General features: G+C 53.4%; 12 protein-coding genes. 4 read left to right on the forward strand and 8 right to left on the reverse strand.

Going from position 1 to position 15,802, the window contains the following annotated elements; genetic code table 11:
* Positions 1-6: 6 nt before the first annotated feature.
* Both DL239_RS04190 and DL239_RS04195 read right to left on the reverse strand, forming a co-directional pair.
* Positions 7-924: a glycosyltransferase family 2 protein gene (locus DL239_RS04190; protein ID WP_167682604.1), complete on the reverse strand. Its 918-nt coding sequence runs from the start codon at positions 922-924 to the stop codon at positions 7-9.
* The gene (locus tag DL239_RS04195; RefSeq protein ID WP_167682606.1) at positions 873-2,162 is read right to left on the reverse strand and encodes an oligosaccharide flippase family protein; all 1,290 of its coding nucleotides are present in this window, start codon (positions 2,160-2,162) and stop codon (positions 873-875) included. The genes DL239_RS04190 and DL239_RS04195 overlap by 52 nt, the downstream gene beginning before the upstream one ends.
* A 213-nt stretch (positions 2,163-2,375) precedes the next feature.
* On the opposite strand from DL239_RS04195, the gene DL239_RS04200 reads away from it, so the two are divergent.
* Complete coding sequence (locus tag DL239_RS04200; RefSeq protein ID WP_167682608.1) at positions 2,376-3,575, forward strand: polysaccharide biosynthesis/export family protein; 1,200 nt, start codon at positions 2,376-2,378, stop codon at positions 3,573-3,575.
* 5 nt (positions 3,576-3,580) lie between these two features.
* Here the strand turns inward: DL239_RS04200 and DL239_RS04205 are convergent, their stop codons facing one another.
* From DL239_RS04205 to DL239_RS04215, 3 genes are all read right to left on the reverse strand, one after another.
* Entirely contained in the window at positions 3,581-6,139 is a 2,559-nt protein-coding gene (locus DL239_RS04205) for a PAS domain-containing hybrid sensor histidine kinase/response regulator (RefSeq protein WP_167682610.1), read from the reverse strand.
* A gap of 38 nt (positions 6,140-6,177) precedes the next feature.
* Positions 6,178-6,684, reverse strand: a complete 507-nt coding sequence (locus DL239_RS04210) for a putative pterin-binding protein (protein WP_167682612.1) — start codon at positions 6,682-6,684, stop codon at positions 6,178-6,180.
* A 151-nt stretch (positions 6,685-6,835) separates the two neighbouring features.
* On the reverse strand, positions 6,836-8,227 hold the full coding sequence (locus tag DL239_RS04215; protein ID WP_167682614.1) for a WecB/TagA/CpsF family glycosyltransferase: 1,392 nt from the start codon (positions 8,225-8,227) through the stop codon (positions 6,836-6,838).
* A gap of 240 nt (positions 8,228-8,467) precedes the next feature.
* Here DL239_RS04215 and DL239_RS04220 point away from each other — a divergent pair, with 240 nt between their 5' ends.
* The 3 genes from DL239_RS04220 (at position 8,468) to DL239_RS04230 (ending at position 11,956) form a co-directional block, all read left to right on the forward strand.
* On the forward strand, positions 8,468-9,082 hold the full coding sequence (locus DL239_RS04220) for a response regulator transcription factor (protein WP_167682616.1): 615 nt from the start codon (positions 8,468-8,470) through the stop codon (positions 9,080-9,082).
* Between the two features lie 364 nt (positions 9,083-9,446).
* Positions 9,447-10,688 (forward strand): GumC domain-containing protein, encoded by a 1,242-nt coding sequence (locus DL239_RS04225; protein WP_206188330.1) that lies wholly within the window; start codon positions 9,447-9,449, stop codon positions 10,686-10,688.
* Positions 10,685-11,956: an O-antigen ligase family protein gene (locus DL239_RS04230; RefSeq protein WP_167682620.1), complete on the forward strand. Its 1,272-nt coding sequence runs from the start codon at positions 10,685-10,687 to the stop codon at positions 11,954-11,956. The genes DL239_RS04225 and DL239_RS04230 overlap by 4 nt, the downstream gene beginning before the upstream one ends.
* Positions 11,957-12,004: 48 nt before the next feature.
* Here DL239_RS04230 and DL239_RS04235 read toward each other — a convergent pair whose 3' ends face one another.
* The 3 genes from DL239_RS04235 to DL239_RS04245 are packed head-to-tail and all read right to left on the reverse strand — an operon-like array spanning position 12,005 to position 15,799.
* Complete coding sequence (locus DL239_RS04235) at positions 12,005-13,840, reverse strand: aminopeptidase P family protein (protein WP_240931714.1); 1,836 nt, start codon at positions 13,838-13,840, stop codon at positions 12,005-12,007.
* A complete protein-coding gene (locus DL239_RS04240; RefSeq protein WP_167682622.1) occupies positions 13,812-14,810 on the reverse strand; it encodes an ABC transporter ATP-binding protein in 999 nt (332 codons plus the stop codon). The genes DL239_RS04235 and DL239_RS04240 overlap by 29 nt, the downstream gene beginning before the upstream one ends.
* Positions 14,807-15,799 carry an ABC transporter ATP-binding protein gene (locus DL239_RS04245; protein ID WP_167682624.1) on the reverse strand — a complete coding sequence of 331 codons (993 nt, stop codon included), beginning with the start codon at positions 15,797-15,799 and terminating at the stop codon, positions 14,807-14,809. The genes DL239_RS04240 and DL239_RS04245 overlap by 4 nt, the downstream gene beginning before the upstream one ends.
* Between the last annotated feature and the right edge of the window lie 3 nt (positions 15,800-15,802).

Genomic DNA, 15,802 nt, shown 5'->3' on the forward strand with positions numbered 1-15,802 from the left:
TTCGTTTCAGCGAGAGAAAAGCGAGCGACGGAACGCTTTGGGCATCATAGGTGCGCAGATAGAGCACAAGGCTGTGACCAACCCGCGTCGCAGCGGAAACAAGAAACCGGCTGGACTTTGCAGTATCCCTTTCATTGTCAGATACAGAGCAGATCGGCCGTAATGACCTAGCCTAAGTGAGCGACGTGCTAGATAGCGGAAGTAGATCGCTTCGGCGCGTTTGTCTGGCGAGAACCCAAATGAGCAGGCAGTGGCCAAAACGCGCTGTCGTGACCGGGACATGGCCACCAGATCGGATGATAGCCCCTGAGGATTGGTTCGATACCAAACATGAAGCTGCGCTAGGCCTTTGATGGTTGCCCCACTTCCAACGATGCGGATCAGCCATTCTAGGTCTTCATTGTGGACCATGCTGGTGTCGAACCCACCACTTTGCAGGAAGGCCTTGCGGCGAATTGAAATATTAGATGAGGTGCAAACAGGGTTTTCCCCCATTAGAAAGGGAACAGATAGTGGAGCGGCTGGTACGGTTGAATGGGTATCCGCCTTGCCACGTTTGCGGAAAAAAGCGACCCGCCCGAACAGCCCATCGACGCTTTCATCCTTAAAAGCCCGGTGTAGGTTTTCGAGCTTATTCAACGCCCACAGGTCATCTGAATCGCAGAAACAAAGAATATCCCCGGTGGCGTGATGTGCCCCCAAGTTACGCGCAGCACTTGGCCCTTGACCTTGGTTTTGCATCACTTTGATGCGGGGGTCAGCTGAAGCCCAACCTTTCAAGAGCGTTGGCGTTTCATCACTTGATCCGTCTTCGATGCAGATCAATTCCCAGTCCCTGACCGTTTGTGACAACAACGAACCGATCGATTCATTCAGCGTTTTGGTGGCGTTGAAACACGGCATGATGATTGTAAATTCAGGCATGGGTCAAACCTTTCTGATGTGCTAGAGGAGGCGGTGGTAAGATGCGGCAGCGCCGCGGCGAAAAGAATAATTGTAGTGGTGACCACATAGGCGGTCGCCATGGCTCCCAGCCCGTAAGGGGCTGAAATGACAGCTGACAGGATCAGCGCGATTGTAAGTATCAGGGTGACGCCGAACTCGACCTTTGGACGGCGGCTAACACGCAGGCTGGCAGCAACGGCAGTCCAGATGGACAGTGGCAACGCTGCAAAGCACAACACTGAAACCGTTGGCGCAATGTGTGCCCACTTAGCCCCTAGAAGCAGTGGTACGTAGTAAGGTGCGAAGATAGCTTGCAGCAGGACAAACGGCAGGATGCATGCAATCGACAGGCCAGCCGTGCGGCGTAAGGCTTTTAGTTGGTCGGCCTCCTGACAAAGATGCGGAAACAAAACAATCCCAAGCGCCGCGCAGTATGAAGTGGCCAAGCTTAGTCCTGCATTGAAGGCAAGGAAGTAGATCCCCAGAGCTTTCGGGCCCAACAATGCGCCGACCACGATCTTGTCCGCATGCAAGCGAAGGGATTTGACCAGTTCGATCCCAACTACAGGTAGGCCGTAGGTCAGAAATGGGCGTATTGGTGCCATTGCAGCTTTGCGGGATCGCTTCCAGGGGCGTAGGCGACGGACGGCTGCAAGCCAGATCGGAGCGGTTAGAACACGTGGCAGAATCAATACAATCGGCGATGCCCAAGTAAAGGCCAAGGCCACGGTTATCAGGTTTGCACCTGACACCTGAACCGCTGAAATCACCGCTACCCGTTTCAGTCGGTCTTCGCGCATCGCAAGTGCGACTTGAACCAGGCCAGCAGGCATAAACAGGTATTCAATGGCCATCAGCCCTACCAGAGCCCCAACTGTCATGTGCCCGGCGTAGTGCAGCCCCACCCCCAGACACATCTGAACGGCACTTAACGTGACACAGACACCCCAAAACAAGCGGTGGGCTGCACAGCAAACTGCCTCAAGATCATCCTTGTGGGCTGCAATGACACGTTGCCCAATGCCGTTTTCAGTCAGTGATTTTAGGACTTCCCCCAGGGCCAGCGCAGCCGCAGCATAGCCAACACTTTCCGCATCCATCGTTCTGGAAATCGCCACGACAACCAGCAGGCGTGTTGCTTTTCCTGAGACCTCCGACGCACCAAAGGCCAGCAAGTTTGCCAGTAATGAAGAAGTGCCTGATGTGAAGTTGGACATTTGAAACTCATTCTCTGTTTCATCCAACCTAGCCCCGCATGCACTCCGACAGTGGCCCCGCATTCGGAGATCACCGGGCAATTCTGTAGCGCATTTGACCCATAGGGATAGGAAAACGATCCACCTGCATAAGGCGAGCTAGACACGGGTCTGGTCTATGGTTTGACTAGATGAAAAAGTAACGAGGTAGGGTAAGTTTTGGTTGACCAGTGGATGAGACGTCTCAGCACGCTTTCTTTTGTGTTGCTTGCCAGTTGTGCTGCAACTGGCCGCCCTGACAACTTGGAAACCCAATCCGGCGACTACGGCTATCAAGCCCAGTATCGTGACATCGAAGTCAGCCGCGCAGATGCAGGCTTTCTAAAATCAGCCAGGCTCAACTCAGAAATCTGTTTGCCCTATCGTGGCGGCGCGTATGGGACCAAGACCAGTGGAGTCGCCAATACTTTGCTGGGTGAACGTTTGTCGCGCAATGATCTGCTAGAGGTCAGAATTGGCAGCGACGAGGATCTGGGCGGGAACTATGTCATCTCTCGGGATGGCACATTAAAAATGCCGTTTCTGTCGCCCATTCGTGCGCAGGGCCGCAGTACCGCCGATGTTGAACGCGACCTGAAGAATATGCTTGTTGAAAAACAACTGTATGACACCGCACCATCAGTTTCAGTGCGGATCATGGATGTTGCCTCGGCTTTAGTAGGAGTGTCCGGCGCAGTGTTCGAGCCGCATCAAGTCGAACTGGGTGGTGTGAATGGAGATCAGCTTGACGTGGGGCGGCAAGCGGCTTTGGGGGCTTCGACGGAATCCCGCAATCTGTCTGCAGCACTGCGTGCCACTGGCGGCGTGCGTCCGGATGCTGACTTGTCCGCTGTAGAACTCCGCCGCAACGGCAGGCTCTACACGTTGGATCTGCGCGGCGTATTTCAGGGCCATAACATGGTGGACGTCATGTTGTTGACCGGGGACCAGGTCTTTGTGCCCTCACGCCAGTGTTTTCAGGACGACCTGATGCGCCCTAGCCCAATCAGCCCACCCGGGGTTAGTGTTTTCATGTCGAACCTGACCCAACCGGCGACTGGCAACGCGGTTTCTGCTGTTGGTCGGAGTGTTCGGGAAATGCCCTATGGCTCGCGTTATTTGCAGGCGATTGTCGATCTGAACTGTGTAGGTGGTTCACGGGCAACCAGCGCTCATCGTTCGGGATTATTAATGTCGCGAAACCCAATCACAGAGGTTTCAATCGCTATTGAACGAGATATCGAGGATATGCTGCGACGGGCCGACCGGGACGACTATGATCCCTTTATTCTGCCCGGAGATTCAATCGCCTGCTATGACAGCACACTCACCAACGTCGCTGACGTCGCCCGCGTCATGGGCCTAATCGGAGTTGGCTTGCTACTGAACGACTAACCCTCTCACTCAGCCGAAGGTGCGGCTTCGTAGTTTGGGTCAAGAGACATTCGGGTCTTCAGCCAAATTTCGGACAGATTAGCGATTTCGATCAAGCAAGCCGCTTCATTTGATTGTTTGGCTTCCTGCTCGAGGTTTCCGAGGCTAGTCGCAAAGTTATCGGCGCCAAACAGGCTGGCCGTGCTCCGTATTTGGTGGGCTTTCGACACGATTTCGGTGAAATCCATGCCGCCCAAAGGAATAACGGCCAACGTTTCCATAAATGCTGCACCTTCATCGATGAACCGCTTTAAGTAGATGTCGTATTCGCTTTGGTTCAAGACATCCTGCGCCTTTTCAGCCATGTCATCCACAGCAGGCTCTTCTTCACCCAGGTTGGCAGACAAAGTGTTATCCAGCACCGCCTGTAGCGCACGGCGAAGCTCTGAAAGCTGCAAAGGCTTGCCAATGAACCCATCCATGCCACTTGCCCTGAAGTGATCCGTTTCTTCAGGCAACACATTTGCAGAGAAGGCTAAGATAGGAACATCGCAGAAAGGTGGAGGAGCCTTACGAATTTCTTGGGTCGCCTGAAGCCCGTCCATTCTGGGCATGCTGATGTCCATCAAAATCACATCGAAGACTTCAACCTTGGCCCGTGCGACGGCAGATAGCCCATCTTTGACAATCGTGACCTTGTGGCCATCACGCTCAAGCAGTTTAAGCGCAACAAATGCGTTTGTCTCGATATCCTCTGCAATAAGGATAGAAAGCGACTGCTCAGTGGGTTTGACCCTTTCTTCCCCATCCGACTCGTCGGGTTCCATAACCGGCAAGAATGGTAAACGCAGCCAAAAAACACTGCCTTCACCCAGCGTGCTCTCGACCCCAGCCTGGCCGCCAAGGAGTTGTACCATACGTTTGACAATGGCTAGCCCCAGTCCAGTCCCTCCGCCGTCACGCGTGTACGTTGAATCGCAGGTCTCAAAGTCCTCAAAAATCCTGAGCTGGTCTTCTTCGGAAATGCCAATACCGCTGTCGATAATTCGTATTTCAACATTGCAACCACCATCTGGTGGCAAGAGCTGTTCTGCCTCAATGCTCATACGCCCACCGTGGGTGAATTTGATAGCGTTGCCCACCAGATTAAGCATGATCTGCTCAAGGATAATCTTGTCGCCATTGACCCAGTCAAGACTTGTTCCCAACCATTCCCACTCGATTGAAGTTTGGTTTCTGCCAGCGTGGCCACTTTGACTGTCGACAATGTCCTGGAGGAAACGCCCCAAATGAAAATTCGTATGGCTGACAGTGGCCTTCCCAGATTCGAATTTCGCAATATCCAAAATCGAATTGACATGATGCATCAGCTGTCGCCCGGATATTTCCATATTCTCGGCGAATACTGCCTGCTCTTTATCCAACTGTGTTTTGCTGATCAGGGTCAGATTTCCCAGCAAACCATTCAAAGGGGTCCGTATTTCATGACTCATGACCGCCAGAAAGTTCGCCTTTGCCTGTTCTCCGGCCAAAGCCTGGTCGCGGGCCGCTCGTATTTCAGCCTCAACTTCCAACTGTTGAGAGATATCTCTTAGAAAGCCAATGAACACTTCGCCATCGTCTGTCTTTGCGGACTGCATGGCCAGTTCAACAGAAATGCGTGTTCCGTCCGCCTTCAGCGCCTCAAGGTGTACACTGCCTTTACCGACCAGCCGGCTTTGGCCCGTTTTCACCAGACGAGCGAACCCTTGGGCATGGGCCTTCCTGTGTTCTGGCGGGACGATCAAATCACCTATGCTCTGATTTTTTGCCTCAGCTAACGAATAGCCAAAAGTAGTTTCTGCCGCTGTATTCAAATCCACAATTTTTCCACGAGTATCCGCAACAATTACAGCCTCGTGAGTTGTAGAAAGTATGGTTTGCATATGAGCGTTGGTTCGAGCCAGCGCACGCGCCGAAGTCTGTGCCTGCGCGTTGGCATACATAGAATAAAACGACAACGCCCCCAACGCGATCAGAATAGTAACTGAGATAATTGCCAATTCTGTCAATGTAGTGAAAATGCTTAACCTTCGCTGATCTGACTGACTGGCGAAATACTCCAGACCCTGAACAAACAGACTGCGGATCTGCGGTCTCAGAGCGTTTGCCTGCTTTTGCAACTCGGGAATATAGGCCTGCAGATCGGCATCAGAACCGTCGATGGCGGTAGTTGACTGATCCAAAAAGAATTTTACGTCCGTAACCGCATTTGAAAACCCGTCTATCTCACGCATTGGGGCAAAAAGCATACCGCTACCTAGAATGCCCACACGGCTATACAGAATATCAAAATCTTTTCGAACAACCGAAAGATGATGGTCCTCTGCTGAGCTTGCCCGTTCTAGGGTGAGCAAAAAGTCGAGATACTCGATCTCGACTTGGGACAATGTCCATTGAACCGAATCGATATCAGCTGAACGGAGAAGCTTCAGATCCCGGTAGACCTCTTGCCCCAACAATACCAACAACGGCAGGCACAAAACGACCAGAGGCAGAAATACCCAGTTCTTGAGAAACAGAAACAGTCTGGAGTGACGGGACAATGAGCGGCACTTTCTAAAGGATGGTTTTAGCTACCTTATCACTGAACTATATTTAGTCGATTAAGTTGCCAGATGCTTCGCGAATAGATTGTTTCAGTACGAAACTCTGGCGATTGATCAAACGGGTAGATAATCCAGAGTGGGCCTTTTTCACGTCTGGGGATCGGCTGACCGTCGATGGCAAACGCAACGATAGGTCCCCCTGCCTCGGCGTCACTTAAGGGAATTGCCACCGAATAATCGTTGAGTGCAATCGCCTCAATAGTGGTCCCCGTGACCTCTAGGTGCTGCAACAGTGTATGAAGTGGCACGCCAGAGAATTCATGCACCCCCTTCGTCCAGATTGTCGATGTGACAATATCTTGGACAGCAATATCACGCAGATCCTGAACACTCAGTGTGTAAGTTTCGCTCGGAGACTGTCCGCCAGTCACCTCTAGCACTGGTGTCTGGTTAATATCTGCCATTCCGGTTGCCCCCTTGGTCGCGACAATAGCCGCAAGGAACAGGGCTCGGGCGAAAGGAATAAAACCGTCGATTTTCATGATACACCTATGTTTTGACCCCTTCAGTTTCACACAGTATTCCCAACTCTTTCTGCCCCCCTCACGGATAAGGCCCTATCCGAACGGGTAGATGGTCATGATGGCTGAGTGGGAATGGCCAGTCGCAGAGTCCCCCGCGACTGTAAATGGTTCAGTAGGCTCCGCGGCCCTTGAACACCGCCTGAAAGGTCATGGAAATCAAAGCCAGGTCCAACAGGATTGACCGTGAGCGGGCATAGGCAATGTCCATATCCACCATGCGATCAAAGTCGATATCGGCGCGGCCCGAGACCTGCCAGATACCCGTCAGGCCCGGCTTGACGCTCAGGCGACGTAACGCCCGCTGAGAGTATGCATCCACTTCTTCTGGCAACGCAGGACGCGGGCCTACAAGAGCCATTTTACCGGAAAGGATATTCACAATCTGAGGCAACTCATCCAACGAATACCGCCGCAGAATACGTCCGACCCTTGTGACCCGCGGGTCATTGCGAGCCTTAAAGCAGATGCCATCACGATCAGAAGCGGCCAATAATTCCTTACGTTTTTCACTAGCGTCCACATGCATCGAGCGGAACTTGAACAGGGTGAATTCCTTACCATTGCGCCCAACACGTTTCTGACTGAAAATTGCGGCTCCTGGACTTTCTAGACGAATAGCAGCCCATATTAGAAGAAGAAGTGGCGAAAGGGCAATCAATGCACTTGCGCTGATCACAATATCAATCAGCCTTTTGTGGATTGCATACTTTGAGCTGTTACGCATAGCGGACCACGATGCGCGCCATAGAAAGGCAAAATTGCCCAAGAGGTACCGTTTTGCCATGCGGGTTGGTTCCATCGCCAGACGCCAGACCCATTCGCATTTGGATTTTCGTACCCACAGCGGTGCGCGCCGAACATTCCCTGCCCAAAAATCAAACAACCCTCCTACTGCCATCCTAAGATCAGGGAGTAACTTGGGCCCGTAACGATCCAGCCACAGTTCCTGCAACGGCACCCCCATGGCCACCAACAAGATGTCCGCGTCCGAGGTGTTGATAGTGTCAATCGCGGTGTCGGCATCTTGGGCACCTTCATAGCCATCCAACGTTCCGGCAATACGCAACCCTGGAATTCGCGTTGCAAGATGTCGGGCTGCCATTTCTGCGGTGCCTGGCCGAGCGCCAAACAGGAATACACTCTTCCCCTGTCTGGCAGCTGCTGTCAGCAAAGGTGGCAAAAGATCCGTTCCGTTCAGGTTTGCCGTCAACTCGTCCCCCTGCATCCGCGCGGCCAGATCAATACCAATCCCATCGGGCAAAATCTGATCCGCACGTGCTAGTGATTGGGAATATCCAACATCTGTCGCACGCAGGTTTGCGCAGTGGGCGTTGTAGAAGAAGACTGTACGCTGACCGGGCTGTAAAAGATATTTGATGGTCGTCTCGGGGGTCGCATCTACCAGATCAATATCCATGACCGAGCGTTGGTCCAATTTGGGATATACCGGTGTTGCGCCCCGAGAAATGATGTTGTCAAAACTGCTGAAACGATGTTCCATGACGTAACTCCTTGTGACTAGGCTCACAAATTACTGTGCATGATCAACAAGATTGATGGTTGAGGACTTCAGGATGGGTGCCGCGCCAAAATTTCCTAAATGGTACGATCGACAGCTAAAACGCCCACTCGCAGGGTTGAATTATCCAATTGGATAGGAATCTGATCTAAATTCTCTAACGACCCTCGCCTTTTGCTCTTACAATAGAGGGTATCGGGTCCTTTTTTATGAGGTTTAGTGGTGCGAATTCTAATTGCAGATGACCATGAACTCCTGCGTGATGCACTTGGTGCCTTTATGCAGAGCGAAGATGGTATTGAATTACATACGGCAGCAGATTTTGCCGAGGCTTGTACCCTGTTGAAGGGCGAATGGACCTATGATCTGGTTCTCCTGGACTACAATATGCCGGGCATGAATGGTCTGGATGGCATCGCTGTCGCCAATGAGATCAGCGGTGTCCACCGCGTCGCCCTGATGTCAGGCGAGGCCAGCCGCGAAATAGCCGAACAGGCTCTTGAGATGGGGGCGATTGGGTTCATCCCCAAAACCCTGCCTGCAAAATCACTGGTCAATGCCATCAAGTTTATGGCCATGGGTGAAAAATACGCGCCGCTGGATTTCATGACTGCCGAACAGGAAGAGATCAATCACCCTATACTGGACAAACTGACCAACCGCGAACGTCAAGTGTTACATGGATTGACCGAGGGGAAATCCAATAAGGAAATCGCCCTCGACCTCGAACTGTCTGAGCCAACGATCAAACTGCACGTCAAAACGCTTTACCGCAAACTAGAAGTCGGCAATCGTACTCAGGCAGCATTGGTTGCCCGGGATGCAGGTATATTTTGAACGGTTTCTATCCTAACGGATAGCCCAGCATCCAGCTGGGCACTCGATAATGCCAATGTGATCGCCGACTCACCGCCGACGCCCAGTATCATCCATTGAAAGAAACTTTCAGTGAGATGACTTAATGTTTTTTCAGGCTGTAACCAGCAAGATTTCAGTTGATCCTAGTGCGGAAAAGGCGTCGCTCAAGCGAAGTTCTGCAAAAGGGAACGGGTATCCCAATGCCCAGTTTCTTCCGCGCAAACCCCGAAATTTCTTATGGCGTTGCGGCAGATACACCGTGTTCTTTCTGTGCTGGTGTGTTGGGATCTGGATGCCAATATTCACCTACCTCACAACGACACCTCCGAAATTCACATCCAAGATGGCACTGATCTTACCAGGATCAGGCGCTTCAGCATCAATCAACTTAGAGAGCATCGGCCAGGCTTCTTCTTTTGCATCTTCGGCCTTTGCCTCTCCCTCGGTCAGCCCAACTCAAACATATAAACGCCTTATCACCGCCGACCGTATTCGACTGGCCGCGGCAGAAAGCCTGAACCTAGACCTTACCGAGTTACCGGTCCCAACAATTGACCTAGTAGACCAAACCGGACTGATACGAGTGGAATTGACCGGTCCCAGCCCCACAGATGCGCAATTGCGGGCCGAAGCCATCCTGCAGGCTTTTCAAAGCGAACTAACGCTGCTCCGAAATGACGAACTCAAAATGCGCGAGCAAAGTTCAGTTTCAGCCATCGACGATTACCGAACATCGGTAATTGCAACCCGTGTCGACATCGACCGTTTACAGCAGGAAACCGGTTTTCTGTCCAAAGATCAGTTTACTGCCCAAGTCCGCGAGAACGACGCTTTGCGGGTTCTGACCGAAAATGCAAAAGTCAGACTCCTTGAAAAAACTGCTTATGTCAAAGCGTTGGAGGAAACTTTAGGCCTTCCTGCACAAACGGCAGCCCGGGTTTTGAACCTCTACTCCGACAACAGTTACCTAACTTTCTCTAAGGACGCCTCGGACAAGGCTGCAGTTCTTGCTGAAATGCGCTCGATCTACGGCAGCCAGCACCCGCGTGTAGTTGAGGCCCTTGCTCAGTACACTCTTGCGCAGAAGTCACTTGTGTCGATTGCCGTTGCGCTGACCGGGCTTAGCAAGTCCGAGATCCTGAACCTGGAAATGTCCCAAAAAAGCGACCGCACGGATCTGCTGGCGGATCTGGTGCGCAATGAGGCGGCTCGGCAAGGGGCGAGTGCAGAATTTGAAACCTTGCACAAGCGATGCTTGGAGGAGCGTTTAAAACTGGAGAAAATTGCACCGATGGCGGCCCAGCTCGAGGATCTGCAACGCGACTTTCGTGTATCCGAAGCGGTTTTCACGTCAGCCATCGCACGCGGCCAATCATCCAAGGTCGACGTCTATGCATCCTACCCTCTGGTTCAGGTGCTAGAGGCCCCTTCTTTGCCTGTAAAACCTTCCTCGCCGCGCCGCATGCTGACTATAGCCGTCGGCGTCGCTGCAACGCTTTGCGTTATCTTCTCACTCACACTGGGCTGGGCACGCTTTGGAATTATCAACTGGCTGATAGCGCGCCGCGAGGAACGTCGAGCATGAGCAGCATTGTTCCACAGAACCCGGCTGAGACAATGGTCTACAAGACCCTGATCTGGACATGGCCGTTCTACGCGGTAGGTGCGCTCTATATCGTTGGTCCTGTTCTGGGATGGATGTTGGGAGGTTTGGCCATTGTGGTGGCCTATCTGGGGGCCGCTGTCCGAGAAGACCTGCGTGCCACCACGCCAATCCCGCCAGTAGTTTGGGCCTGGATCATCGGAATGCTAGCAATGCTCGTCATCCTGTGGATTGGACTTTTAAATTTTCAGTTCGGAACCAAGACGATCATCAGATCCTCAATCGGCTGGGCAAAAGGTTGGGCACTCATGGCGTTATTCCCGTTGGCAGGCGCAGTATTGCCAATCCGGCGGGAAATTTTGATACGCGGTCAATGTGTGGTCGGTCTGTGGATACTGTGCCTTGCGCCACTACTACTGGTCGCCCCCTACATTGGCTTGCCTGAAAAAATCTTTATCTCACCACTCAAGGCGGTCGGCGGACCCGGCCCAGAATATTTTACTGTCTTTCTCTACACTTTGGACCCCGGTAATGGGATGCCTCGCTGGCAGTTCTATGCCCCTTGGTCCCCCTTCGCAGCGCTACTTGGAGTCACGATGGTTCTATTCGCTCTCGAAGAACAATGCACCCGCTGGAAATCTATCGGAATTGCTGCCGGTCTCTTTTTGATCCTGGCCTCAAAATCCCGCATGGGGTTGGTCGGAGTGGTTGTCTGCCCCGCCATCCCACGCCTGCTGCGCCTATCAGCACAGTCCTGGGCCTGGCAAGGACTGGCGGGATGTCTCGTTGTGGCGTCAATGGTTGCCGACGGCTTGATCAGCTCAGCACAGTCCAGCATTCACGCATTCAAATCCGCCCGATCCGACAGTTCCCGGGTACGTGCTACGTTGCAGCGTATCGCTACCGAGCGTTGGCAAAATGAAGCCATCTGGTTCGGTCACGGTCGGGTCGCCCCCGGTTCTCATATTGTGGAATACATGCCGATCGGCAGCCATCACACTTGGTATGGCCTGCTGTTTGTCAAAGGTGTGGCGGGGCTGCTTGCCCTGTTGATACCCTTTATCTGGCAAATCTGGCTGGGCGCTTCAGACACGGTACGATCCAATAGAGGCAGGCTCCCGTTTGGCCTAATGCTTGTATTTTTCCTGTTGTCTTTTGGTGAGAACATCGAAATTGAGGTCTACCTGCTTTGGCCCAGCCTGTTGATCATGGGGATCCACGCCAAAGAACTGGTCGAACGCACCGCCTGACGCCCTTCAAAGGCGACAGGTTATGGTTCTCTGGTCCCAGCTCCGCTCTCAAGTTGTAGCTGGCATCAACTTACCGCAGACCGAGGCCAGCCATTCACGTGTTGCGTCGCTGACCAATGGCGACAGCCGTTCCACGACCTCTTGATGGTAGGCGTTCAACCAACTCATCTCCTTAGGTGACAAACTGCCAATTTCCAGCATGTCAGTCTGGATCGGCGCAAGTGTCAGGGTCTTGAACGATAAGAAACCATCCGCCTCTTCAACAACCTCAAACAGGTTCTCGATCCGAATACCGTACTTATCAGCCGCATAGAAACCTGGCTCGATTGACAGAACCATACCAGAAATAAGATCGACCGGGTTCACATCCTTACCAATCCGATGCGGATGCTCATGTACCGCAAGGCAGTGCCCAATCCCGTGGCCAGTGCCATGGTCGTAGTCCAGCCCAAGATCCCACAGCGGACGGCGGCAGATTGCGTCGATGTGGTGCCCCTGTGTCCCCTTGGGAAAGCGCAAAGTCGCCAGTGCGTGAAAGGCTTTGAACACGGCGGTATAGGCGCGCGTGTATCCTTCGGGGGCACTGCCAAAGCAAAAACTGCGGGTGACATCGGTTGTGCCGGTCTCATACTGCCCGCCACTGTCCAATAGATAGGGGTTCTCTGGCAAGATCGGAGCATTCTGATCAGCTGTTGTGGAATAATGGCACATGGCGGCATTGCCAGAGGCGGCCGAGATGGTGCTGAAACTCTCGCTGATAAAACCCGCTTGGGCCCCACGCAGGGCAAAGATCTTCTCTTCTGCGTCTCGCTCACGCAGCGGCACACCTGTGGCGGCCTGCAAGGGAACAGTAGCGGCCAGCCATGCGCAGAACTCTGTCAGCGCAATGCCATCTTGGACATGGCAGGCACGTAGCCCTTCCAGCTCGGTCGCGTTCTTTTGGGCCTTCGCCAAAGTCAACGAACTGGTTTCGTTGATCTCGACTGCCTGAACATCAGCAAGCGCAAGGCGCACCGCCATGGGTGAGAACCCCGGATCTAGTAGAACAGTTTTGCCAGCACCAACTTTTTCATGGATCGCCTTCTGAAAATCCCCTTGCGGCAGCACCGCAACGTTTTCAGGAAGAGCATCAAGGATCAGATCATCAAATTTCGACTGATCGACAAACCAGAACACCTGCCCTGATTGTTCCGCAATCAAAAAGGAATGCGGAACCGGAGTATAAGACACGTCCTGACCACGCACATTCATAAGCCAAGCGATGTTATCCGGCTGGGTTTCAACAAAGAAATCCGCACCAGCCTGCACCATGTGATCGTTTAAGTCTGCCAGCTTGTCGGCGCTGCTTTTTCCGGCAAATTGCAGCGGAAAGGAAGAGATACGCCCCTTTGGTGGTGTCGGTTGATCCTGCCAAATTACGTCCACCGGATTGCTTTGAAGCGGTACGAAATCTGCCCCGACGCTCGCGCAACTTTGGTGAAAACGGTCATGCCATGTGGTTGGCAGGTGCATCGGGTCGAACCCTACGCACCAATCTGATAACGCGTTGTTCGCCAACCAGCTTTCAGGTGGCGCATCGTGCAAGTGCCAATGTGTGAACAGCTCACCTGGACATTCATTCGCTACCTGCACAGTATAGCGCCCGTCGACAAATACAGCGACAGTTTCATGCGTGACGATGGCCATGCCGGCAGATCCGGAGAATCCGGTGATGAACTTCAACCGCTCATCGTGCGGCGCAACATATTCACCCAAATGGGCATCAAAACGCGGAACAACAAAGGCATCTAGGTCACGTCTGACCATCTCTGCGCGCAGGTCGGCAATATGCTGAACAACTGTAGGTATATAAGGATCAAGCATGTTTACTGATTTCTTCAGCATGATGGCAGGCGACTTCTCCACGGCCTGACAGCGCACGCAGCCCCGGTACTTTGGCTTTACAAAGTTCGGTCACATGGCGACAGCGTACATGAAATGGACAGCCAGGCGGCACGTTCAATGGTGACGGCAACTCGCCTTGCAGTCGGATTGCATCCCCCTTGTCATCAGGATCAAGCGAGGGCGCAGCACTAAGCAGAGCCTGCGAATAGGGGTGCGAAGGATTGGAGAATAACGTCTCACTGTCGCCCACTTCGACGATCCGGCCCAAATAGATAACGGCGACTCGGTTTGACACATGGCGGACCAGTCGCAGATCATGGGCAACAAATAGGATTGTTAGGTTCAGCTGATCCTGTAGTTCCAGCAGCAGATTAACCACCTGCGCCTGCACTGACACATCAAGTGCCGAGACAAGCTCATCAGCAATCAGAACCTCGGGCTCAACCGCTAGTGCCCGCGCAATTGCGATACGCTGGCGCTGACCGCCCGAAAACTCGTGCGGTAGTTTGCCTGCCGCATCCTGCGGCAATCGAACAAGGTCTAACAGTTCAGCAACACGAGATGGGATCTCAGCCTCGGGGCGCATGTTGTGCACACTCAGCGCCTCGGACAGAATCTGGCCGGTTGTCATACGCGGATTGAGGGAGGAATACGGGTCCTGAAACATCATCTGAACCCGGCGATTATAGCTACGGTCAGCTTTTGCATCAGCGGCAAAGATATCTTGGCCGTCAAAGTGAATAGAGCCGTTCTGTGGTTCGTACAAACGCACGATGCAGCGGGCCAAAGTGGATTTACCGCAACCGGATTCGCCAACAACGCCCAGCGTTTCGCCCTTGTGCAACTGAAGGCTAACACCGTTCAGCGCTCTGACCACCCTCCCCGGCCGCTTCTTCACAAAATCGACTAGAGACCGGGAAACCGGAAACTCCAGTTCGATGTCTTTGATGTCCATCACAGTCTGTGTCATGCGGCTGCTCCCTGCGCATCGGTGACTGGGTTAAAACAAGCAACAGACCGGCCCTGCGCGATGCTTTCAAGCGGTGGGCGCGTTGCCATGCAGCTATCCGTCCGGCTTTGGCAGCGTGGAGCAAAAGCGCACCCCTGTGGCAATGCCTCAAGGCTGGGTGGCGTTCCGGGCACCGTATACAGCTGGCTACGTGGTGGAACATTCTGTGGCACTGACCGCATCAGGCCAACAGTGTAAGGATGACGGGGCGCACGCAAAACCTGGCGCACATCGCCCTGCTCTACGATACGGCCGGCATACATAACGGCAGCTTTGTTACAGGTCTGCGCGACAACGCCCAGATCGTGAGTGACAAGGATCACCCCCATCGATAGCTCATCCGCAAGTGACAGGATCAGATCAAGGATCTGCGCCTGAATGGTTACATCCAGTGCGGTGGTCGGCTCATCCGCCAAAAGAAGTTTTGGATTAGCGGCCAGCGCAATGGCGATCATCACCCGCTGGCGCATGCCACCGGAAAACTGGTGCGGGTATTCTTCCAACCGCGAGGCGGCAGCGGGAATGCCGACATGGTCTAGCATCTCAATAGCACGGTCCCGACGCGCAGCCCGATTCAGATCCGTATGGGCCTTCAGCGTTTCGGTCAGTTGCATGCCGACCGTCAACAGCGGGTTGAGCGACGTCATCGGCTCCTGAAAAATCATCGCAATGTCGCGGCCTCGGATATGGCGCAGTTTGCGTTCCGGCATCTGAGCAATATCCTGCCCCATCCATTTAACACTGCCAGTTACATCGCCATAACGACGCGACAGCCCTAGGATTGAACGCAGGGTCACACTCTTGCCGGACCCGCTTTCGCCCACAAGGCCAAGCACTTCGCCCTTGCCGACATTAAAGCTCACATCGCGGACCGCGGGCAGTGCAACACCGCCACGGGTGAACGTCGTGCAGAGGTTTTCGACCTCTAGAATTGGTTGAGTATCACTCATATT

Origin of the sequence: Parasedimentitalea denitrificans (genome assembly GCF_011813015.1) — a bacterium.
Classification (GTDB): Bacteria; Pseudomonadota; Alphaproteobacteria; order Rhodobacterales; family Rhodobacteraceae; genus Parasedimentitalea; species Parasedimentitalea denitrificans.